This is a genomic window from Flavimobilis sp. BM9, from assembly GCF_058313055.1.
This window is the reverse complement of the sequence record NZ_JBZEMO010000001.1, coordinates 399,009-420,095: the sequence shown is the minus strand read 5'-3', so window position 1 is coordinate 420,095 and position 21,087 is coordinate 399,009. Positions and strand designations below refer to the sequence as shown.

At 70.4% G+C, this 21,087-nt stretch carries 15 protein-coding genes, 1 pseudogene and 1 riboswitch; of the genes and pseudogenes, 4 read left to right on the top strand and 12 right to left on the bottom strand.

All coding sequences use genetic code 11. The features are described from left to right. Nucleotides 1-17: 17 nt before the first annotated feature. From AC4F3Q_RS01835 to AC4F3Q_RS01825, 3 genes are all read right to left on the bottom strand, one after another. A complete protein-coding gene (locus AC4F3Q_RS01835) occupies nucleotides 18-266 on the bottom strand; it encodes a hypothetical protein (protein ID WP_491038486.1) in 249 nt (82 codons plus the stop codon). Nucleotides 267-452: 186 nt separating this feature from the next. Beyond that, the gene (locus AC4F3Q_RS01830; protein WP_168446176.1) at nucleotides 453-1,073 is read right to left on the bottom strand and encodes a MarC family protein; all 621 of its coding nucleotides are present in this window, start codon (nucleotides 1,071-1,073) and stop codon (nucleotides 453-455) included. Continuing rightward, a complete protein-coding gene (locus AC4F3Q_RS01825) occupies nucleotides 1,070-1,939 on the bottom strand; it encodes a PHP domain-containing protein (RefSeq protein ID WP_491038485.1) in 870 nt (289 codons plus the stop codon). Before AC4F3Q_RS01825 ends, AC4F3Q_RS01830 begins: the two co-directional genes overlap by 4 nt. Before the next feature lie 79 nt (nucleotides 1,940-2,018). Between AC4F3Q_RS01825 and AC4F3Q_RS01820 the strand changes: the two genes are divergently transcribed. Next, nucleotides 2,019-3,557 (top strand): aminopeptidase P family protein, encoded by a 1,539-nt coding sequence (locus tag AC4F3Q_RS01820; RefSeq protein ID WP_491038484.1) that lies wholly within the window; start codon nucleotides 2,019-2,021, stop codon nucleotides 3,555-3,557. Nucleotides 3,558-3,650: 93 nt separating this feature from the next. Here the strand turns inward: AC4F3Q_RS01820 and AC4F3Q_RS01815 are convergent, their stop codons facing one another. Then, nucleotides 3,651-4,397 (bottom strand): YflT domain-containing protein, encoded by a 747-nt coding sequence (locus AC4F3Q_RS01815; protein ID WP_491038483.1) that lies wholly within the window; start codon nucleotides 4,395-4,397, stop codon nucleotides 3,651-3,653. 91 nt (nucleotides 4,398-4,488) lie between these two features. Between AC4F3Q_RS01815 and AC4F3Q_RS01810 the strand changes: the two genes are divergently transcribed. Both AC4F3Q_RS01810 and AC4F3Q_RS01805 read left to right on the top strand, forming a co-directional pair. After that, nucleotides 4,489-5,772, top strand: coding sequence for a magnesium transporter MgtE N-terminal domain-containing protein (locus AC4F3Q_RS01810; RefSeq protein WP_491038482.1), 1,284 nt, complete (start codon nucleotides 4,489-4,491; stop codon nucleotides 5,770-5,772). Continuing rightward, complete coding sequence (locus tag AC4F3Q_RS01805) at nucleotides 5,765-6,322, top strand: DUF1003 domain-containing protein (RefSeq protein WP_491038481.1); 558 nt, start codon at nucleotides 5,765-5,767, stop codon at nucleotides 6,320-6,322. Before AC4F3Q_RS01810 ends, AC4F3Q_RS01805 begins: the two co-directional genes overlap by 8 nt. Nucleotides 6,323-6,426: 104 nt before the next feature. Here AC4F3Q_RS01805 and AC4F3Q_RS01800 read toward each other — a convergent pair whose 3' ends face one another. The 8 genes and pseudogenes from AC4F3Q_RS01800 to AC4F3Q_RS01765 all read right to left on the bottom strand — a co-directional run bounded on the left by AC4F3Q_RS01800 (nucleotide 6,427) and on the right by AC4F3Q_RS01765 (nucleotide 20,080). Further along, on the bottom strand, nucleotides 6,427-7,554 hold the full coding sequence (locus tag AC4F3Q_RS01800) for an Mrp/NBP35 family ATP-binding protein (RefSeq protein WP_491038480.1): 1,128 nt from the start codon (nucleotides 7,552-7,554) through the stop codon (nucleotides 6,427-6,429). 128 nt (nucleotides 7,555-7,682) lie between these two features. Next, nucleotides 7,683-8,492, bottom strand: coding sequence for an exodeoxyribonuclease III (locus AC4F3Q_RS01795; protein WP_491038479.1), 810 nt, complete (start codon nucleotides 8,490-8,492; stop codon nucleotides 7,683-7,685). Nucleotides 8,493-8,593: 101 nt separating this feature from the next. Then, a complete protein-coding gene (locus AC4F3Q_RS01790) occupies nucleotides 8,594-13,906 on the bottom strand; it encodes an ExeM/NucH family extracellular endonuclease (RefSeq protein ID WP_491038478.1) in 5,313 nt (1,770 codons plus the stop codon). 464 nt (nucleotides 13,907-14,370) lie between these two features. Continuing rightward, a complete protein-coding gene (locus tag AC4F3Q_RS01785; protein ID WP_491038832.1) occupies nucleotides 14,371-14,619 on the bottom strand; it encodes an Ig-like domain-containing protein in 249 nt (82 codons plus the stop codon). Nucleotides 14,620-14,637: 18 nt separating this feature from the next. Continuing rightward, nucleotides 14,638-16,815 (bottom strand): annotated as a pseudogene (locus AC4F3Q_RS01780) (5'-nucleotidase C-terminal domain-containing protein); the annotation flags it as partial. 281 nt (nucleotides 16,816-17,096) lie between these two features. Further along, nucleotides 17,097-17,972, bottom strand: a complete 876-nt coding sequence (locus AC4F3Q_RS01775) for a bifunctional methylenetetrahydrofolate dehydrogenase/methenyltetrahydrofolate cyclohydrolase (RefSeq protein ID WP_491038477.1) — start codon at nucleotides 17,970-17,972, stop codon at nucleotides 17,097-17,099. Between the two features lie 98 nt (nucleotides 17,973-18,070). Continuing rightward, nucleotides 18,071-19,360, bottom strand: a complete 1,290-nt coding sequence (gene glyA, locus AC4F3Q_RS01770; RefSeq protein ID WP_491038476.1) for a serine hydroxymethyltransferase — start codon at nucleotides 19,358-19,360, stop codon at nucleotides 18,071-18,073. 96 nt (nucleotides 19,361-19,456) lie between these two features. After that, a riboswitch (ZMP/ZTP riboswitch) is annotated at nucleotides 19,457-19,547 on the bottom strand. Between the two features lie 20 nt (nucleotides 19,548-19,567). Further along, nucleotides 19,568-20,080 (bottom strand): GNAT family N-acetyltransferase, encoded by a 513-nt coding sequence (locus tag AC4F3Q_RS01765; RefSeq protein ID WP_168446187.1) that lies wholly within the window; start codon nucleotides 20,078-20,080, stop codon nucleotides 19,568-19,570. A gap of 112 nt (nucleotides 20,081-20,192) precedes the next feature. Here AC4F3Q_RS01765 and purU point away from each other — a divergent pair, with 112 nt between their 5' ends. Beyond that, nucleotides 20,193-21,074, top strand: a complete 882-nt coding sequence (gene purU, locus AC4F3Q_RS01760) for a formyltetrahydrofolate deformylase (RefSeq protein ID WP_350308700.1) — start codon at nucleotides 20,193-20,195, stop codon at nucleotides 21,072-21,074. The last annotated feature ends 13 nt before the right edge of the window (nucleotides 21,075-21,087 follow it).

Below are 21,087 nucleotides of genomic sequence, written 5' to 3'. Positions count from 1 at the left end.
CGCCCCCACGCACGCGCTCACGCGTGAGTGGGGGCGATCTGTCGTCTAGTCCTTGCGGCTTCCGCCGATCCGCGCCCAGAGGTCAGCCACGAGCGCCCGTGCGCCCAGTTCACGTTGAGCACAGTGAGCAGTGCGAACGACACCCAGGCGATCGAGAGGCTCAGGGCCGACGGCAGGACCTCGGTGAGCCCCAACGCAGCAAGTACCGCCGCAACACCGAACGCGATGAGGTTCGTGACGACGCGAAAGACACGCGAGTCATCCATGTGTCCCTCTCGGTCGGTCGCGCAGACGAGCGGGCCCATCTCGGGACGTCGCACCCCACCCACAGACGGCTCGCCCTCATGCACGCCTGACGTGTGCATGAGGGTGATCCGTCGTGACGGGGTGCGCAGCCGTGGCGGCAGTCGTCACGCAGGGCCGGGGCCCGGCTCCCCTACGCCGTCTGGACCCTACGCCGTCTGGACGAATGCGATGACCGCGTCGGCGACGAGCTGCACGGCGATCGCCGCGAGCAGGAGGCCTGCGATCCGCGTGACGAGGATCGTGCCGGACTCGCCGAGGACCTTCATGACGACGCCCGCGAAGCGCATCGCGACCCACAGAGACAGGAGGACCAGGGCGAAGCCGATGGCGACCGAGACCCAGTCGGTGACCGACCCGTCGACGCGCTGCACGAAGAGCATCGCGGCGACGATCGCGCCCGGTCCCGCGAGCAGCGGTGTGCCGAGCGGCACCATGGCGACGTTGACGTTGCCCTTGGGCGCCTCGGGGTCTTCGAGCTTGCCGGTGAGCAGCTCCATCGCGACGAGCAGGAGGAGCAGGCCGCCCGACGCCTGGAGCGCTGGCAGCGAGATGTGCATGTACCCGAGCAGCTGCTGACCGAACAGGGCGAAGCCGAGGATCACTCCCGCAGCGACGAGCACGGCCTGGCGGGCGGCGCGGTGACGCTCCTTGCCGGTCATGGTGCTCGTCAGCGCGAGGAACAGCGGCACGGTCCCGGGCGGGTCCATGATGACGAACAGGGTGATGAAGACCTCGGTGGCCAGTCGGATGTCGATCAGGTCGCTCATGGCCGGACCACCGCGCTCCTCCCTCGGCGCTCGATCTCCTCGAAGACCTCGCGCACAGTCGTGTTCTCGCCGAGCAGGTTCGTCTTGCCCGTGCCGTGATAGTCGCTCGACCCTGTCATGAAGAGGCCGAGCCTCGTCGCCAACCGGGACAACCGCTCTCGCTGGGCAGGGTCGTGGTCACGATGGCCGACCTCCAAGCCTGCCAGCCCGGCTGCCACGAGCTCCTCGACGACAGCATCTGAGACGATCCGTCCCCGCATCTGGGCGCCCGGGTGGGCGAAGACGGGCACCCCGCCCGCGGCACGGATCGCGCCCACCGCGTCGACGGCGTCGGGCACCTCGTGGTGCACGTAGTACCGCGAGCGCGGCCCCAGGACCTGCGCGAACGCCTCGTCGCGGTGCGAGAACACCCCGGCGGCGACGAGCGCGTCCGCGAGGTGCGGACGACCGATCGTCGTGCCGACCGCCGTCTGCTCGAGAACGCCGCCCCACGTGATCGGGAAGTCCACCGAGAGGAGCTCGACCATCCGCTGCGCGCGCGTCTCGCGCGACACCCGCACCCTGGTGAAGAGCTCGACGAGCGCGGGCTCGTCCGGATCCTGCAGATAGCTGAGCAGGTGCACGTTCACCGAGCCCGATCGTGCGCTCACCTCGGTCCCGCGCACGAGCGTGATCCCGTGCTCGACGGCGGCACGCGCGGCCTCGTCCCAGCCCGCCGTCGTGTCGTGGTCGGTCAGCGCGAGGACGTCGAGCGGACCGTCGGCGAGGGCCCCGGCCGGGCCCCGGCCTGCCGCCGTCGCCACCAGCTCGGACGGGGTCTGCGTCCCGTCGGACACCGTCGAGTGGGTGTGGAGGTCGATGCGCACACCCCACCTTACGTTTCCCCGCCGTGCGGACGGTGGGACGATGGGAGGAGACACAGCACACCACGACACGAGGATGACGATGAGCTCCGAGACCACGCCCGCCGGGAACACGCACGAGGACCAGTCGATCGCCGAGCGGGGCTCCAACCGTTCGCAGCGCCCGTCGTCGGACGCCTTCCGCAGCTTCATCTGGTCCGGCTGGGCGCCGCGGCCCGACGCGCGCCCGGAGCGCGCGCCCGTCGCCGACTTCACGTCAGCCCGGCGCGAGGCGCTCTCCGCGCGCTTCCCGGGTGCGCGCCTCGTCATCCCCGCAGGCACCCTCAAGGTCCGCTCCAACGACACGGACTACCGGTTCCGCCCGCACTCGGCGTTCGCGCACCTCACCGGCCTGGGCACGGACCAGGAGCCCGACGCGGTGCTCGTCCTCGACCCGCGCGAGGGCGGCGGGCACGACGCCGTCCTGTTCTTCCGCCCGCTCGCCGAGCGCAACACGACCGAGTTCTACGCCGACGCCCGCTACGGCGAGTTCTGGGTCGGTGCGCGTCCGAGCCTCGCGGACCTCGAGGCGCTCACCGGCATCACGACCGCGCACGTCGACGAGCTCGCAGACCGCGTCGCGAAGGACGCCGGGCACGTCCAGGTGCTCGTCGTCACCGGCGCCGACGAGACGGTCGAGACGCTCGTCGAGTCGATCCGCGAGCAGGCTGGCATCCAGGAGGACGCCGCCGCCGAGACGACCGAGGGCCTGACCGACGCCGCGCTCGTCGAGGCCGTCTCCGAGCTGCGTCTGGTCAAGGACGAGTTCGAGATCGCCGAGATGCGCAAGGCTGTCGCCGCGTCGATCGCAGGCTTCGCCGAGGTGGTCCGCGCGCTCCCCCGCGCCGTCGGGCGTCCGCGCGGCGAGCGCGTCGTCGAGGCGACGTTCGACGGGCACGCCCGCATCGAGGGCAACGAGGTCGGCTACGACACGATCGCGGCCGCGGGCGAGCACGCGACCACGCTGCACTGGACGCGCAACGACGGGGAGCTCCGCGAGGGCGAGCTGCTGCTCCTCGACGCGGGCGTCGAGGTCGACTCCCTCTACACGGCCGACGTCACGCGAACCCTGCCCGTCTCCGGCACGTTCACCGAGACGCAGCGCAAGGTCTACGAGGCAGTCCTCGACGCGGCCGACGCCGCGTTCGCCGCCGCCGTCCCCGGCCGCCGCTTCCGCGACGTGCACGCCGCCGCGATGGAGGTCATCGCGGCCCGGCTCGAGGAGTGGGGCCTGCTGCCCGACGGCGTCACGGCCGAGGAGTCGCTCACGCCCGAGGGGCAGTACCACCGCCGCTGGATGGTGCACGGCACCTCCCACCACCTCGGTATCGACGTGCACGACTGCGCCCAGGCCCGCGCCGAGATGTACCTCGACGGCGTCATCGAGCCCGGCATGGTCTTCACCATCGAGCCGGGGCTCTACTTCAAGAGCGACGACCTGCTCGTCCCCGAGGAGCTGCGCGGCATCGGCGTGCGGATCGAGGACGACGTGCTCGTGACCGCGGACGGCAACGAGAACCTCACGGCAGCGCTCCCCCGCACGCCCGACGAGCTCGAGGCGTGGATGGCGTCGGTGCGCTGACGCGACACGTCTGCAGGCGCGCAGCCTCGGCTGCGCGCCTGCATCGCGTTTAGGAAGGGTTGCCGCCGCGTCAGGCGACGTCCCGGGACCCGCTCAGACCGAGGGGGTGTCCCCGTCGGGACGCGCGTCCTGCACCGCCGGTGCGTCCGCCGGAGCCGCCGGCGGAGCGTCTGCGCCCTTCGGCGCGGCGTCCTTCGGCGCGGCGTCCTGCGTGCGGACGCCGTACCGCGGCCGGCCGTCGGACGTGACGTACTGGCTCGAGATGTGCGACGGCGTCGGGCGAGCCTGAGGCGCGACAGGTACCGACGGCGCAGCCGCGACGTGCGCGACGATCGGCGTGTCCGCCGCCGTCGACCGGATGCCCGCTTCCGCGAGAAGACGGCGCGCCTCGTTCGCCTTCTCGACGCTGCACAGCACGACGTAGCGCGTCGCGACGATCTGCGACTGCGACGTGAAGTCCCGTTTGCCCCGCGTCGCCGCATAGGAGATGAGAGCGAACATGAGCCCGAAGCCCGCGCCGATCACGACACCCGAGATGACGGTCGCCGCGACGTCCTCCGACGCGAACATCGCGAGGAGCAGACCGACGAACAGGCCGAACCACGCGCCCGACGCGAGGCCGCCGACCGCGACCCGCCCCGTCGTCAGCCGGCCCATCACGCGCTCGACCATCGTGAGGCCCTCGCCGATGATCGACAGGTTCTGCACCGGGAACGCCTGGTCAGAGAGCAGGTCGACGGCGCGCTGCGCGTCGACGTAGTCCGTGAAGGCCGCGACGGCGTCGCCCTTCGGCATCGTGACGGCGGCCTGGGGAGCACGGTTGAGGTTCGGCTGGCTCATGCCACCAGTCTGCCCCACCGCGATCTTCTTGCTGCCCGCGGGCTGCGCGCCCGCCTGGCCGTTCGGAGGATGCGCACTAGGATCGGGAACCGTGAGCGGCGCAGCAACGAGAGTGTTCATCGCCCGGCTCGCCGAGACCTTTGTCTTCGACCCTCTCGGGGACAAGGTCGGGCGCGTCCGGGACGTCGTCGTGCTCATGCGCTCCAAGGGTGCGCCGCGCGCCGTCGGGCTCGTCGTCGAGGTCCCCGGCCGGCGCCGCGTCTTCCTCCCCTTCACGCGTGTCACCTCGATCGACACCGGCCAGGTCATCTCGACGGGCCTCGTGAACATGCGCCGCTTCGAGAAGCGACGCATGGAGACGCTCGTCATCGGCGAGCTGTTCGACCGCGTCGTCGAGTTCACGGACGGCTCGGGCACGGCCCGCATCGAGGACGTGTCGATCGAGCTCGAGCGCAGCGGCGACTGGGTGGTCGACCGCCTCTTCGTGCGACGGGACAACCCCTCGAAGGGTGCTCTCGGCATCCGACGTCGCAACCAGGGCGAGGTCGTCGCCGTCCGCGCCGTCACGTCCCTCGCGTCTGCCGAGCAGAAGCAGGGGGCGGGCCTGCTGCTCGCTGCCTACGAGGACCTCAAGCCCGCCGACCTCGCCGACGCGCTGCACGACCTCACCGACAACCGCCGGCTCGAGGTCGCCGAGGCGCTCGACGACGAGCGGCTCGCCGACGTGCTCGAGGAGCTCCCCGAGGACGACCAGGTCGCGATCCTCTCGTCGCTCGAGCCGGGCCGCGCTGCTGACGTGCTCGAGGCGATGCAGCCGGACGACGCCGCCGACCTGCTCCACGAGCTGCCCGACGCGCGCGCGAGCGAGCTGCTCGCGCTCATGCAGCCCGAGGACGCGCGCGACGTGCGGCGCCTCCTCGCGTACGACGACTACACCGCCGGCGGTCTCATGACGACCGAGCCGGTGATCCTCGGTCCCGAGACGTCGATCGCCGCGGCGATGGCGCACATCCGCCGTCAGGACCTCGCGCCCGCGCTCGCGTCGATGGTGTTCGTGGTGCGGCCCCCGATCGAGACGCCGACCGGGCGCTTCCTCGGAGTGGTGCACTTCCAGCGGATGCTGCGCGAGCCGCCGCACGAGTCGCTCGGCTCGGTGCTCGACGAGATCGACCACGTGTCGCCGCAAGCGCCGCTCGGTCAGATCACGCGTCTGCTCGCGACGTACAACCTGCTCGCCCTCCCGGTGCTCGACGCCGAGAGGCGTCTCCTCGGTGCCGTGAGCATCGACGACGTGCTCGACCACATGCTGCCTGAAGACTGGCGCGAGGACGACCACGTCCCTGACGTAGCGGGCGGCGGTGGTCAGCATGGCTGAGCGCATCGACCAGCCGAAGGCTGCGCGCCGCGGTTTCCGGGCGCGTTTCCTGCCGGAGCGCAAGCCCGGCAACGACCGGTTCGGCCGCCTGTCCGAGGGCATCGCCCGGTTCATGGGCACGCCCCGGTTCCTGCTGTACATGACGGTGTTCTGCGCCGCGTGGCTGATCTGGAACACGTGGGGGCCTGTCGGTGGGCGGTTCGACAAGGAGGAGTACGGCTTCACGCTGCTGACGCTCATGCTGTCGCTGCAGGCCTCCTACTCGGCGCCGCTGATCCTGCTCGCGCAGAACCGGCAGGACGACCGCGACCGGGTGTCGGCCGAGCAGGACCGGCGGCGGGCCGAGCGGAACCTTGCGGACACAGAGTTCCTCGCTCGGGAGATGGCGGCACTGCGCATCGCCCTCGGTGAGGTCGCGACGCGCGACTTCGTGCGGTCGGAGCTGCGGAACCTGCTCGAGGAGATGGCCGCGGAGCGCGAGGCCGAGCGTGAGGCCGACCGCGAGACGGAGCTGGTGGCAGAGCGCGACAGCGAGCCCCCCTCAGCCTGACCTGCGCCTGCCCCGGACCGGCCCCACCGGCCGCGCCGATCGCTGGCATGCACACCCCACGTGTGCGTACGGGCTATCGGCGCCACCGAGACCGGTGGCGCGGTTCAGAGCGGGGTGATGCTCAGCTTGCGGCCCGCGAGGCCGCGCTCCTTGCTGACGAGCGCCCGCGAGATCGCGACGAGGGCACGTGCCGCGTCGGAGTCGGGTGCCGAGAGCACGACCGGCACGCCGGTGTCGCCGGCCTCGCGCAGCGCGATGTCGAGCGGGACCTGGCCCACGAGCGGGACAGGCGTGCCGAGCCTCGTGCTGAGCGACGCGGCGACCTGCTCGCCACCGCCGGAGCCGAACACCTCGAGCCGCGAGCCGTCGGGCTGCACGAGCCACGACATGTTCTCGACGACGCCGACGACCCCCTGCTGGGTCTGTCGCGCGATCGAGCCGGCGCGCTCCGCGACCTCGGCGGCCGCCTGCTGCGGCGTCGTGACGACGAGGATCTCGGAGCCGGGCAGGAGCTGGGCGACCGAGATCGCGATGTCGCCCGTGCCGGGGGGGAGGTCGAGGAGAAGGACGTCCAGGTCGCCCCAGAACACGTCGCCGAGGAACTGCTGCAGCGCTCGGTGCAGCATCGGCCCACGCCAGACGACCGGCTGTCTGGGCTCGACGAACATGCCGATCGACACGACCTTGACGTCGTGGGCGATCGGCGGCAGCAGCATGTCGTCGACCTTGGTCGGCATGCTGCGCGCGCCGAGCATGCCAGGGATCGAGAAGCCGTAGATGTCGGCGTCGACGACGCCGACACGCAGGCCGTCACGTGCCATCGCGACCGCGAGGTTGGCCGTCAGCGAGGACTTGCCGACGCCGCCCTTGCCGGACGCGACCGCGAAGACCTTGGTGAGGTTTCCAGGCTGGGCGAACGGGATGACGGGGTCCCCCTCGCCGCCGCGGAGCTGCTTCTTGAGCCGCACCCGCTGCTCGGGGCTCATGACCCCCATCTCGACCTGGACCGCCGTGACTCCGTCGACGCGGGAGACGGCCTCGGTCACCTCGGTGATGATCGTCGCCTTGAGCGGGCAGCCCGCCGTCGTCAGGTCGATGTGCGCGCGCACGCCGCCGTCGGGGAGGAGCTCGATCTCGCGGACCATCCCGAGCTCGGTGATGGGTCGACGGATCTCCGGGTCGATGACGTTGTCGAGGGCAGCGCGGACCGACTCGGTCGTGGGGAGAGTCATGTGTTCATCCTAGGCAGCGGGCGGTCGTGCTCCTCGGGCCGGGGGTCCCTTCCCGCGTGCCGGGACACCCGCAGGGATCGCCAGCCTGCACGCTCCTCGCGCCCCCGGGGTCGCCCTGCGGGCGTGGTCTAGATCTCGTACTCGACGGTGACGGGTGCGTGGTCGCTCCACCGGGTGTCCCAGGACGGCGCGCGCCAGATCGCGACCGACCGTGCGGCCTCCGCGAGCTCCGGGGTGGCGAGCTGGTAGTCGATGCGCCAGCCGGAGTCGTTGTCGAACGCCTTGCCGCGGTTGGACCACCACGTGTAAGGCCCGGGGCCGTCCCCGCCGAAACGTCGGCCGAGGTCGGCGAAGCCGAGCTCGTCGAACCAGAGGTCGAGGTAGGCACGCTCCTCGGGCAGGAAGCCCGCGGACTTCAGGTTGCCCTTCCAGTTCTTGATGTCCACCTCGCGGTGCGCGATGTTGAGATCGCCCGCGACGACCGTCCGGCCACCCGCAGCGGCGAGCTCGCGCATGCGAGCCGTCACCTTCTCCAGGTGGGCGTACTTCTGATCCATCTTGGGCGTCCCTGCCGTGCCCGAGTGGATGTACGCGGAGACCACGGTGACGTGACCGCCTGCGGGGAGAGCGACGTCAGCCTCGACCCAGCGCCCCGTGTCGACGTCGACCTCAGGCTCGCCGTTGCCCAGGCCGACACGCACAGCGTCGAAGGGCAGGCGCGACGCGATCGCGACGCCGGCCCGACCCTTGATGTCGCAGGCCTGGTGGACGATGTGCCACTCCTCCCCGAGAAGATCGGCGACGATCTCGTCGGTCGCGCGGACCTCCTGCAGGAGGAGGACGTCAGGCTGCTCGGACGCGAGCCACGCAGGCATGCCCTTGCGGTGTGCAGCGCGGATCCCGTTCACGTTCACGGTGGTGATCTTCACGGTCCACATCTTCCCTCATCCCCCTGACACGCGACGACCCGCGGCCAGGTCGCGGACGCACGCAGGGCCGGGTGGTCGCCCACCCGGCCCTGCGCGTCACGCGGTGTCGATCACTTCACGGTGTGGCGCTTCGTGACAGTGACCTTGTTGACCGTCGTCGAGCCCGCGTAGCTCACCTGGTAGGTGTGCTTGCCCTTCCGGAGCGAAGCGACCTTGACGGTCGCCTCGCCCTTCTTGAGCGACACGGTCTTGACGTTCTTGCCGTCGACACGCAGCGTGACCTTGCCCGTGGGCGTGGTCCCCTTCGCGGAGACGGTGATGGCCACGGTGCGGCCGGACGCGCTCACCTTGACGGAGGCCTTGGCCGTCGTCTTGACGACCTTGTAGCTGATCGCCTTGGTGGTGGCGGCCTTGGTCGTCGCCGTACCGGCGTACCGCACCGTCAGCTTGTGCGTCCCGACCTTGAGGGTCTTCGGGAGCGTGACGCTGGCCTTGCCGGTGTTCCCGGTGACCTTGAGGGTCCCCGTGGCGAGCTTCTTGCTGCCCTCGTAGACGGCGACCGTGCCCGAGGGCGCGGAGGACCTGCCCGTCACGGTCACGGTCACCTTCGCCGGGCTGCCGTACGCGGCCTTCGTCGTGGACAGCTTGGCCGAGATCGTCACGTCGGACTTGGCGACCGTGACGGACACCTTGGCCGACGTCGAGCCCTTGAACGCCTTGGCGTCCGTCGGCACGAACTCGGCGGTCAGGCTGTGCGTACCGACCGACAGCGCCTTCTTGATCGAGGCCTTGCCCGCCGAGACGGCCACCGTGCCGAGGACGGTCGAGCCGTCCTTGAAGGTCACCTTGCCGGCAGCCGCCGGAGCGACCGTCGCCGTCAGCGTGAGCTGCTCGCCCACGACGGCCGTGCCGGTGACGGCGAGGGTCGTCTTCGTGGCGACGGGGTCGGTGACGACGGGTGCCGTCACCGTGAGCGGGATGCTCACGGTCGTGCCCGACGGCGCCGCGACGAGCGTGAGCGTCGTCGCGCCCTGGGCAGCGGTCGGGACCGTGCCCGCGACGGTGACGGCGCCGCCCGTGACCGTGAAGTCACCGAGCTTGACGCCCTCGGCCGGGAGGGACCCGCCCGAGAATGTCGCCGTGACCGCCGTGTTGAGCGGCGAGCCGAGGCTCGTCATGTCGAGCTTCGAGACCTCGAAGGAGAGGTCCGAGCCGACCGCGACCGACGCGGGGTTGCCCACGACCTTCGCGTGCGACCGGGCGAAGCTCGGCGTCAGGCCCTGGTTGTCCTCGTCGCTCAGGTAGGCCATCCACGCGTCACGGTCGATGAGACCCGTGTCGACCGTGCCGGTCCCGTTCTTGAAGACCCGGAAGTTGTCCCCACCCTCGGCGAGGAAGGAGAACGTGCCCACCCGGAACGTGTCGTCCGGGGTGACCAGCGCGCCGTTGATCGTCACCGAGGTGATGCGGTCGCCGGCGGGACGGGTCTCGTCGTACGTGTACGTGACGTTGTCCGAGAGGCCGAGCTGCAGGTAGGACCGCGACGGGACGTTCCCGTTCGCGTCGGTCTGCCACTGCTGCTCGAGCATCGTCTTGACCTGCGCGCCCGTGAGGGTCGTGGACCACAGGTTGTTGAGGAACGGCAGGACCGCGTTCGCCTCGGCGAACGTGACGATCCCGTCCTCGGTCTCGGCGCCGCTCTTCGCGTAGAGGAGCTCGGCGCGCAGGCCGCCCGGGTTGACGACGCCGAAGTCGGCGCCGGCCTGGTGGGCGGCGAGCGTGTCGCGCAGCGAGTTGGCGACGAGGTTGCCGAGCGCCGACTCCGAGGCGCGGTCGTCGCGGCCCGTCGTGGTGCCCGGCGCGGAGCCGACGTACTTGCCGTCGACGTAGGACCCGCCCGCGAACGCGGACGTGATGTCGGCGGTGATCGTGCCGACCTTGACCGAGCCCTTGACGTTCGCCTCGGCGATCGCCGCGTCGACGATCGCGCTCACCTCGGCGACGCGGGGGAACGCCGCGACGAGCGGCGCGTTGGCCGTCGTCGTGCGCTTGACGTTGCGCGCCTTCGAGCCCACGACGTCCTTCGTGACCGGGTCGATCTCGAGCTGGACCTGGCCGATGTTCGCGCCGTACGACCCGGTCTGGACGATCGGACGGGACGCGGTCGGGTCACCGGGGACCGGGCCGGACCAGACGTACTCCTTGTGGGTGTGGCCCGTGAAGATCACGTCGACCGCGGCGGACGTGTCCGTCACGATCTCGGCGAAGGCACCGCCTGCAGCGATCTCCTGCGCGAGCGTCGCACCCTCGGGGGTGCCGAAGCCGGCGCCCTCGTGGTACTGGGCGACGATCACGTCAGCCTCACCGTTCGACGGGTTGCCGTCGGTGAGCCGGGCCGCGACCCGGTTGACGGCCTCGACCGGGTTGCCGAACTCCACGGTGGCGATGCCGCCCGGGGTCACGAGCGACGGGGTCTCCTCCGTCACCGCGCCGATGACGCCGACCTGGACGCCGTCGACGTCGATGATCGTGTACTCGTCGAGCGCCGGGGTCGTGGTGCCCTTCTCGTACACGTTGGCAGCGAGGTACGGGAAGTCCGCCTCGTTCGCGACCCGACCGGTCAGGTCAGAGAGCCCCTGGTCGAACTCGTGGTTGCCGACACCCGAAGCCTTCAGGTCGAGCGCGTCGAGCACGTCGATCGTGGGCTTGTCGAGAGCGGACGACGACGCGAACAGCGAGGCGCCGATGTTGTCGCCGTTCGAGAGGAACAGGGTGTTGCTCTCGCCCGCCTCGGAACGCAGCTTCTCGATCGTGCCCGCGAACTTCACCGTGTCGCCGTCGATGCGGCCGTGGAAGTCGTTGATGTTGAGCAGGTTGAGAGGCTTGGTGGTCGGTGCGGTCGCGGTGCCCTCGTCGAACGCGACGACGACGGGGTCGTGGTCGCTGGAGCGGTACGGGGTGGCCTCGTGGAAGGTCTCACCGTGGGAGTTGTACCGCGAGTACTCGAACGCGATGGTCTCGCCCGAGTTGATGTTCCAGACGTCGGCACCCGTGCTGCGCGCGAGGAACGAGTCGTTCAGCAGCACGTGGTCGAGCGAGCCGGACAGCCCGGAGAAGCTGTAGGAGAACAGCTCGTCCCCGTTGAACTGCTTGTCCGCGTTCTTGTACCCGGCGCTGTAGAGCACCTGCAGCGGGTCTTCCTGCGAGTACGAGTTGAAGTCGCCGACGAGTGCGACGTCGTCGACAGCGACACCGCCGTAGGACAGGTCCACGAGAACCTTCGGGACCCAGTTCTTCAGTGCGGTCGCCTGCGCGACGCGCGACGCGTTCGACGCACCCTGGCCGTCACCCGTGTCTGCGTCTCCGGCGAGCGGACCCGCCGAGCCCTTCGACTTGAAGTGGTTGACGACGAGCAGGAACGGCTCGCCGCCGTCGACCGACGTGAACGCCTGCGCGAGCGGCTCGCGAGCGTTCACGAACGGCTGGCCGGTCGCGCTCTGGTCGCCGAGGGCCCGCGAGGGACCGACCGGCTCGACCACGTCGGACTGGTAGATGATCGCGTTGGAGATGACGTCCTGCTGCGCGACGACCGGGAGGTCGAGCGACGAGCGCACGTAGTCCCACGACTTCGACGAGTCGGCCGCGTTGAGGGCGTCGACGAGCGTCGCCGTCGCCTCGTCGGCGGTCTCGCCGAGCTTGGCCGAGTTCTCGATCTCGAGGAGGCCGATGACGTCGGCGTCCATCGTGTTGATCGCCGACACGATCTTCGCCTGCTGACGCGCGAGCGAGGCCGCGTCCCACGCACCGCGCGGGCCGTTGCCCGTGCACGTGTTCACGGTGATGCCGTTGCCTGCGCGGTCGTTGTAGGAGCTGCAGCCAGGGATGTTGGCACCGAGGGTCGTGAAGTAGTTGAGCACGTTGAACGACGCGAGCTTGATGTCGCCGTCGCCCAGGCGGGCGGCGTCAGGCGCGGCCGTCCGCGTGTTCTCGATCGTGACGAGGTCGCCCTCAGCACCCGCGAGCAGCTGGCTCGTGGGGTTGAGCTTCCACGTGCCGTTGCGGTAGTCCACGACGACCGGCTCGCTGAAGGTCACCGGAGCGCCCACGCGGACCGGGTTGGTCTGCGAGACGAACGGGGGCACCGACGACTGGTTCGCCGCGGCGAGGTAGTTCGTCGTCGCGCCGTCGTCGAGCGTCACGCCACGGGCGGCGTTGTCCGCCTTGACGGCGTCAGCCTCCGGCGTGCTGGGGCGCGCGACGTCGGTCCACTGGATCAGCGACTTGGTGCCGGACGCGAGCCCGACCTCGCCGTACTGGTTCGTGGAGTACGTGTTGGAGACGGTGAAGGGGCCCGTCGGCTTGAGGAGCATGCTCTCGAGCTTCTCGCGCGCCGCGTCGGTCGTCGGCCAGGGACCCTCGACGACGGTGGCGGTGCCCGTACCAGCCAGGTCGACCGCCACCTTGTCGTTGGTGGTGGTGATCTGGGTCAGGCCGCCGAACTCGTCGACCGTGCCCTCGACGACGACGTGGTCACCGATGCTCACGGTCGGGTTGTTGCCGCTGCCGAGGTAGACGAAGACGGCGTCCGACGCGTCAGGCGTGGTGTCTGCGCCGGGAGTCTGGATGACGAAGCCGTTGAAGCCCCCGGTCTTGTAGGACGCGGTGACGACACCGGTCGTGCGCACGACCGTGCCCTTGATCGGAGACTCGGTGCCGGTGCCCTGGATCTCGGCGATCGACTTGTCGACCGCTGGCGCCGGCGGGACGTACGCCGGGTTGGCCGCGCCGGGGGTCTGCGTACCCGTGGCGGCGAAGTCCGCGCCGTTGTCCGCCGTGTTGACCGGCGTACCGTCGACGACCTTGCGCGCGACCGAGCTCGTGTTGCTCGGCGCGGGAGCTGCCGTCCCTGCGAAGGCGGCCCCGCTACCGAAGCCGACGAGGTCGACGACCGCGGGGTCTGTCGCACACGCCGCCGTAGCGCAGGTGAGGGAGGTGGCGCGGCTGACGAGCGCGACGTTTCCGTTCGTGCCCGAGAGGTTCACGTTGCCGGACGCCTGCGGGCTGACCGGCAGCGCGCTGCCGTTCGCACCGCTGGCGCCAGCGACGAGGTAGAAGGCTCCCGGCGCGATGGAGCCCGAGAGCGGGATGACGCCGCCCCAGCTCGTGCCGGCCGTCGCGGCGTACTGGACGGACCAGCCGGTCAGGTCGACGGGAGCCCCCGAGACGTTCAGGAGCTCGATGTAGTCGTGCGTGTAGGTGGCGCCAGAGTTGCCGCCACCGCCGTAGACCTCGTTGATGATGACCGGCGCCGTCGTCGAGACCGCGGCCTGGGCCGCTCCCCCGGTAGCGACGAACGAGACGCCGATCAATGAGGTGCTGGCGACGGCCGCTACGGCGCGCCCCAGCCTCGTTCTGTGCTGCATGCGTTCCCCAATCTTGCACGTGCTCCATTGCGCGTGCGTGTCGTCGGACCGGCCTACTGTGGCGGGTCCGACGCCGCACGCGCGACGTGTGGACGCGCAAGGTCTATCGGGGGAACGTGTCCGGCCGGGGTCGCATGCGTTAACGAGATGGTTCCCAGAAGAAACACGAGGCGCGAGTTTCGGGCCGTCCCAGCCGTTTCACGCGGGATGTCTGGCCCGACCGGACCCTCCCGTGCGTCAAGAACAGCCCGCCTGAGGTCTCGAGGGGCGTCACAATCGTGATGACCCCGTGACATCAGGATGAGCCGCATTTCTCACCATGCGGACGGCGACGGTGGCGCACGCGAACCTGAGAGCCCCGTGTCTGTGCAGGTGAGGGCGATGTCGAGCGCGCACGACGACGGGGACCGGGCTGCTGCCTGGTCCCCGTCGTCGAGGCACCTCCCCCGAGAGCGCGGGTCAGGTCAGCTCACACGGATCCTGCCTGTGGCGCTCCTCGCGGCCACGGTCGACGAGCCCTTGTAGCTCACCTTGTACGTGTGGTTGCCGCGCGACGTCTTGCTCACCGTGACCGTGGCCTTGCCCTTCTTGAGGGTCGCGGTCTTGAGCGCCCTGCCGTCGCGGTACACCGTCACCTTGCCGCTCGGCGTGACGCCGGTGGCGGACGTGGTCACCTTGACCGTGCGGCCGTGCGACGAGACCCGGAACTTCACGGACGGCACGGACTTCACGACCGTGTACGTGAGCTTCGAGGACTTCGCAGCCTTGGTGGTCTCCGAACCCGGGTAGTACACGGTCAGCTTGTGCGAGCCCACCTTGAGCTTGGGCAGCGTGAGCTTCGCGGTGCCGACCTTGCCCTTGACGGAGAGCTTCTTGGAGACGAGCACCTTGGAGCCCTCGCGGATCTCGACCTTGCCGGACGGAGCGGCGGTGGCACCCGTGACGGTCACCGAGACCTTGGCCGGCTTGCCGTAGGAGCCTCTGGTCTTGTTGAGCTTGCCCTTGACCGTGACCGCCGAGACGGCCGTACCCGTGACCGGCAGGACGACGGTCGTGCCCGACGGCGCAGCCTCAAGGGTCAGGGCCGTCGCGCCCGCGGCTGCCGCCGGGACGGCACCCGTGACGGTCGTGGCACCGTCAGTGACCGGGAACGTCCCGAGCACGACACCCGCGGCCGGCAGCGAGCCGCCGGTGAACGTGGCGGTCAGCGACGTGTTCTTCGGCGAGCCCAGGCTCGTGAGGTCGAGCTTCGACACGTTGATCGAGAGGGCGGAACCCGCCTTGACGGTCGACGGGGCGCCCGACACCGCGACGGCACGACGTGCGAACGACGGGGTCAGGCCCGGGTGCGCCTTGAGGTAGGCGACCCACGCGTCGCGGTCGACGAGGCCGGAGTCGACCGTGTCCTTGCCCGAGGTGAACACGCGGAAGTTGTCGCCACCGGTCGCGAGGAAGGAGAACGTCCCGACGCGGTACTCGTCGGTGGCCTTCACCTCCTTGCCGTTGACCGTGATCGACGTGATGCGGTCCCCCGCGGCGCGGGCGGCGTCGTACGTGTACGAGACGTTCTTCGACAGCCCGAGCTGCAGGTACGGGCGCGAGGGCACCGTGCCGTCCGCGTTGGTCTGCCACTGCTGCTCGAGCATCGTCTTGACCTGAGCACCCGTGAGGGTCGTGGACCACAGGTTGTTCACGAACGGGAGGACCGCGTTCGCCTCGCTGTACGTGATGGTGCCGTCGGGCGCGTAGAGCAGCTCGCCGCGCAGGCCGCCCGGGTTGACGACGCCGAAGTCCGCGCCGGCTGCCGTGGCCGCCAGCGACTCCTGGAGCGCGTCAGCGACGAGGTTGCCGAGCGTCGACTCGGACGCGCGGTCGTCGCGCACCGGCGTGCCGGACGCGTTGGGAGCGAACGCCGTCGTGATGTCAGCGGTCACGGAACCAACCTTGACGTCACCCGCGGTCTTCGCCGCGGCGATCGCGGCGTCCGTGAGGGTCTTGACCTCGGCGACGCGCGGGTACGTCGCGACGAGCGTCGCCGGGTCCGCCGTCGAGCGCTTGACGTTGGACGCGACCGCAGCGGTGACGTCCGTGCCGTCGACGGTCAGGACGACCTTGCCGATGTTCTCGCCGTAGGAGCCCGTCTGGACGATCGGGCGGGTCTTGCCAGACTGCCCGGGGACGGGGGCGTCCCAGGCGTACTGCTTGTGGGTGTGGCCCGTGAAGATGACGTCCACCTGCGCCGACGTGCCAGCGACGATGCTGGCGAACGCGCCACCAGCCGCGACCTCCTGGGCGAGCGTGGCACCCTCCACGGTGCCGGCCCGTGCGCCCTCGTGGTACTCGGCCACGATGATGTCGGCCTCGCCGTTGGCGGGGTTGCCGTCCGAGAGGTCGCCCGCGACACGGTTGACTGCGGCGACCGGGTCCCCGAACGTGAGGTTGGCGATGCCCGACGGGGTGACGAGCGCCGGGGTCTCCTGCGTGACGGCACCGATGATGCCGACGGTCAGGCCGCCCACCGTGCGGAGCGCATACTCGTTCAGCACCGGTGTGGCTGTGCCCTTGAGGTAGATGTTCGCGGCGAGGTACGGGAAGTCGGCGGCGTCGGCGACGCGCCCGTAGAGGTCGGTGATGCCCTTGTCGAGCTCGTGGTTGCCGACGGCAGAGGCAGAGAGGTCGAGAGCGTTGAGCACGTCGATCGTCGGCTTGTCGTCGGCGTACGCCGACTCGAAGAGCGAGGCGCCGATGTTGTCACCGGCGGAGAGCAGCAGCGTGTTGGCCTCGCCGGCCTCAGCGCGCTCCTTCTCGATGGTGCCGGCGAGCTGGACGGTCTTGTCCTTCTCGATGCGCCCGTGGAAGTCGTTGATGTTGAGCAGGGTGATGGAGGTGATCGGAAGAGCCGCGGCGGTCCCTGCCGTCACGAGCGTCGCTCCGACCAGTGAGCAAGCAGCGGCAGCTGCGACGAGCCCCGCCCTCCTGCTGTGCGTGTAGCGCATGTGCTAGTCCTCGTTCTTCCCGTGTCTTCGCACGACGACACCCTGTCCTCGTCGGGCTGGGCGTCGGGCGGTGTGGGACGTGTCGGTCACGTCACATGCCATCCGACCCGTGCGCCTGTCCGCTGTCAAGGAGCACGCTCCGCTGGCGAGCCCCGTCTCGGTCCGCGAGACCGGAGAAGCCGGGCCCCACGAGGTCAGAGGCTGCGCTCGGCCGTGTCCACGACGTTCGCGAGCAGCATCGCGCGAGTCATGGGCCCGACCCCGCCCGGGTTGGGCGACAGCCAGCCCGCAACCTGAGCGACGTCAGGGTGGACGTCGCCGAGCAGGCGTGCCTTGCCCGCCTCGTCGACGGTCCGGCTCACGCCCACGTCGAGCACGACCGCGCCCGGCTTCACCATGTCCGGGGTGACGATGTGCGCCACCCCGGCAGCAGCGACGATGACGTCCGCGCTGCGCAGGTGCGCCGCGAGGTCCGTCGTCCCGGTGTGGGTCAGCGTGACGGTCGCGTTGATGTCCTTGCGGGTCAGCAGCAACCCGATCGACCGCCCCACGGTGGTGCCGCGGCCGAGCACGACCACGTGCTTGCCTGCGAGGTCGAGACCGTGCCTGCGCACGAGCTCGACGATCCCCGCAGGGGTGCACGGCAGCGGCGAGTCGATCGGCTCGCTCACGCGCAGCACGAGACGCCCGAGGTTCGTCGGGTGCAGGCCGTCAGCGTCCTTGGCCGGGTCGATCAGCTCGAGCACCCGGTTCGTGTCGATCCCGCGCGGGAGAGGCAGCTGCACGATGTACCCGGTGCACGCAGGGTCCGCGTTGAGACGCTCGACCGCCGCCTCGATGTCCGCCTGGCTCGCATCTGCGGGAAGGTCCTCGCGGATGGACTCGATGCCCACCTCGGCGCAGTCGCGGTGCTTGCCGGCGACGTACGAGCGCGAGCCTGGGTCCTCCCCCACGAGCACCGTGCCCAGCCCTGGAGTAACTCCCCGGGCGCGCAGCGCCACGACACGCGCGGCCAGCTCGTCCTTGATCGTCGTCGCGGTGGCCTTGCCGTCCAGGACCTGAGCGGTCATGACGGTCCTCCCTGGTTCCTCGGTCTGTCGGGGGTCGCGGGCACCGTCCGCCTCGGCCCCGCTGAGCGCGGGGCCGAGGCGGACGTGCCAGGAGAGGCTCAGTACTGCTCGAGGCCCGGGTACAGCGGGAAGTCCGCCGTCAGCGTTGCGACGCGAGCGCGCAGCGACTCGACGTCCGCGGCCTGGCCACCCTTGAGCGCTGCCGCGATGATCTCGGCGACCTCGGCGAACTCGGCGTCACCGAAGCCGCGGGTCGCGAGCGCCGGCGTGCCGATGCGCAGCCCCGACGTGACGCGCGGCGGGCGCGGGTCGAACGGGACCGCGTTGCGGTTGACCGTGATGCCCACCTCGTGGAGGAGGTCTTCGGCCTGCTGGCCGTCCAGCTCGGACTTGCGCAGGTCGACGAGCACGAGGTGCACGTCGGTGCCGCCCGTGAGGACGTCGACGCCCGCGTCCTTCACGTCAGCAGCCGTCAGGCGCTCCGCGATGATGCGCGCACCCGACAGCACCCGCTCCTGGCGCTCCTTGAACTCCGCCGATCCGGCGATCTTGAAGGACACGGCCTTGGCAGCGACGACATGCATGAGCGGGCCGCCCTGCTGGCCCGGGAAGACCGCCGAGTCGATCTTCTTGGCGTACTCCTCACGGGAGAGGATGAAGCCCGAGCGCGGGCCGCCGATCGTCTTGTGCACGGTCGACGAGACGACGTCGGCGTGCGGGACGGGGCTCGGGTGGAGACCCGCGGCCACGAGGCCGGCGAAGTGCGCCATGTCCACCCAGAGCTTCGCGCCGACCTCGTCGGCGATCGAGCGGAACGCCGCGAAGTCGAGCTGGCGCGGGTACGCCGACCAGCCACCGATGATGACGTCGGGACGGGCCGCGAGCGCCTGCTCCCGCACCTTGTCCATGTCGACGAGCATCGTGTCGGGGTCGACACCGTACGCCGCGACCTCGTAGAGGCGCCCGGAGAAGTTGATCTTCATGCCGTGCGTGAGGTGGCCGCCGTGCGCGAGCTCGAGGCCCATGATCGTGTCGCCCGGCTTGATGAGGGCGTGCAGCACGGCCGCGTTCGCGGTCGCACCCGAGTGCGGCTGCACGTTCGCGTGCTCCGCACCGAACAGCTCCTTGGCGCGCGTGATCGCGAGCGACTCGGCGATGTCGACCTGCTCGCATCCGCCGTAGTAGCGGCGGCCCGGGTAGCCCTCCGCGTACTTGTTCGTCAGGACCGACCCCTGCGCCTCGAGGACGGCGCGCGGGACGAAGTTCTCGCTCGCGATCATCTCGAGGGTGTCGCGCTGACGCGCGAGCTCACCGTCGAGGACGGCGGCGATCTCCGGGTCGACCTCGGCGAGGCCCTTGTTGACGACGGAGTCTGTGGACTGGCTCATGGGCGTTCCTCACAAGTCTTCGATGAAGCCGTGCTGGGCGGCTGCGCTGCGCGCCGGACGACACCATCTTCCGGCACGCACACGTAGCTGTGTGGTGACCGGGGCCCAGGCGAACGACCCGAAGTCGGAGGAAAACTCGTCGCTCCCCGGTGGTGACCCACCTGATGCGCCAGTCGCGACGCGATCATGCTACCAAAGGCAGGCCCGTCAGCCGGCGTCGTCCGCCGTCTCGACGTCGCCCAGGATGCGGCGCAGGTACGCGTAGGTGAGGTCGCCCGCCGCCTGGTCGTACTGGTGCTCGTAGCCCTGCTGCTGGTACATCGCCAGGTTCTGCTTCGAGTCCTTGCCCGTGAACACCCAGATCTCCTCGACGCCCTCAGGGAGGAGCGGCGCGACAGCGAGCATCATCTGCGTGCCGATCCCCTGCCCCTGCCGGTCGGGGGCGACCGCGAGACGGCCGAGCGTCGCCTTCGAGTCCTCGATCTCGATGCGGACCGAACCGACGAGCCGCGACCCGTCCCACGCCCCGAGCGTGATGACGCCCGGTGCGACCATGTCCGCGCGCAGCTCGGAGAGCGTCTGCGTCAGCGGCGGGATGAACGGGTCCTCGTAGGCCTGGGCCTCCGTGACGAACGCCGCGCGCCGCAGCGTGAGCAGCTCCCCGGCGTGCTCGTCGGTGACCTGGTCGATCCGGATCTGGGCGTCGCTCGTGTCGCTCATGCGTCCATGCTCTCAGGTCCCCGCCGTCGGCACGACGGGGGACACGGACCGAGACGCCGACGGGCCGTGGGACGTCGCCACCAGGCTGCGGGCGTTGGACTACCCTGCGGGTGTGCCTTCGCAGAACCTGACCGACGCCGCGCCCACCGAGCAGACCCACTGGGTCCTGACCCTGTCCTGCCCGGACGGTCCCGGGATCGTGCACGCCGTCGCGGGCCTGCTCGCCGAGCACGGCGGGAACATCACCGAGTCGCAGCAGTTCGGCGACCCGGAGACCCGGCTGTTCTTCATGCGCGTCCAGGCACAGTCGACGGCATCTCGTGAGGAGCTCGTCGCCGCGATCGAGCCGGTCGCCGAGCGCTTCTCGATGACGTGGACCCTCGACGTCGTCGGGCGTCGCATGCGCACGCTCATCCTGGTCTCGAAGGCGGCGCACTGCCTCAACGACCTGCTCTTCCGTGAGCGCGCCGGCGACCTCCCGGTCGACGTCGTCGCGGTCGCGGGCAACCACACGGACCTCGCGCCGCTCGCCGCGTTCTACGGCAAGGGCTTCCACCACGTCCCGGTCACCCAGGAGACGAAGGCTGCCGCGGAGGCGCAGCTCCTCGACCTCGTGCAGCGCATGGACATCGAGCTCGTCGTCCTCGCCCGCTACATGCAGGTCCTCTCCGACGACATGTGCCGCGAGCTCGAGGGCCGCGTGATCAACATCCACCACTCGTTCCTGCCGAGCTTCAAGGGCGCCAAGCCCTACCACCAGGCGCACGACCGCGGCGTGAAGCTCATCGGTGCGACGTCGCACTACGTGACAGGCGACCTCGACGAGGGCCCGATCATCGAGCAGGACGTCGAGCGGGTGGACCACTCGCACGCGACCGACCGGCTCGTCGCGCTCGGGCAGGACGTCGAGCGGCGTGTGCTGGGCCGTGCGGTGCGCTGGCACGCCGAGCACCGCGTCCTGCGCAACGGGCACCGCACCGTCATCTTCCGCTGAGCGGGTCCGCGGC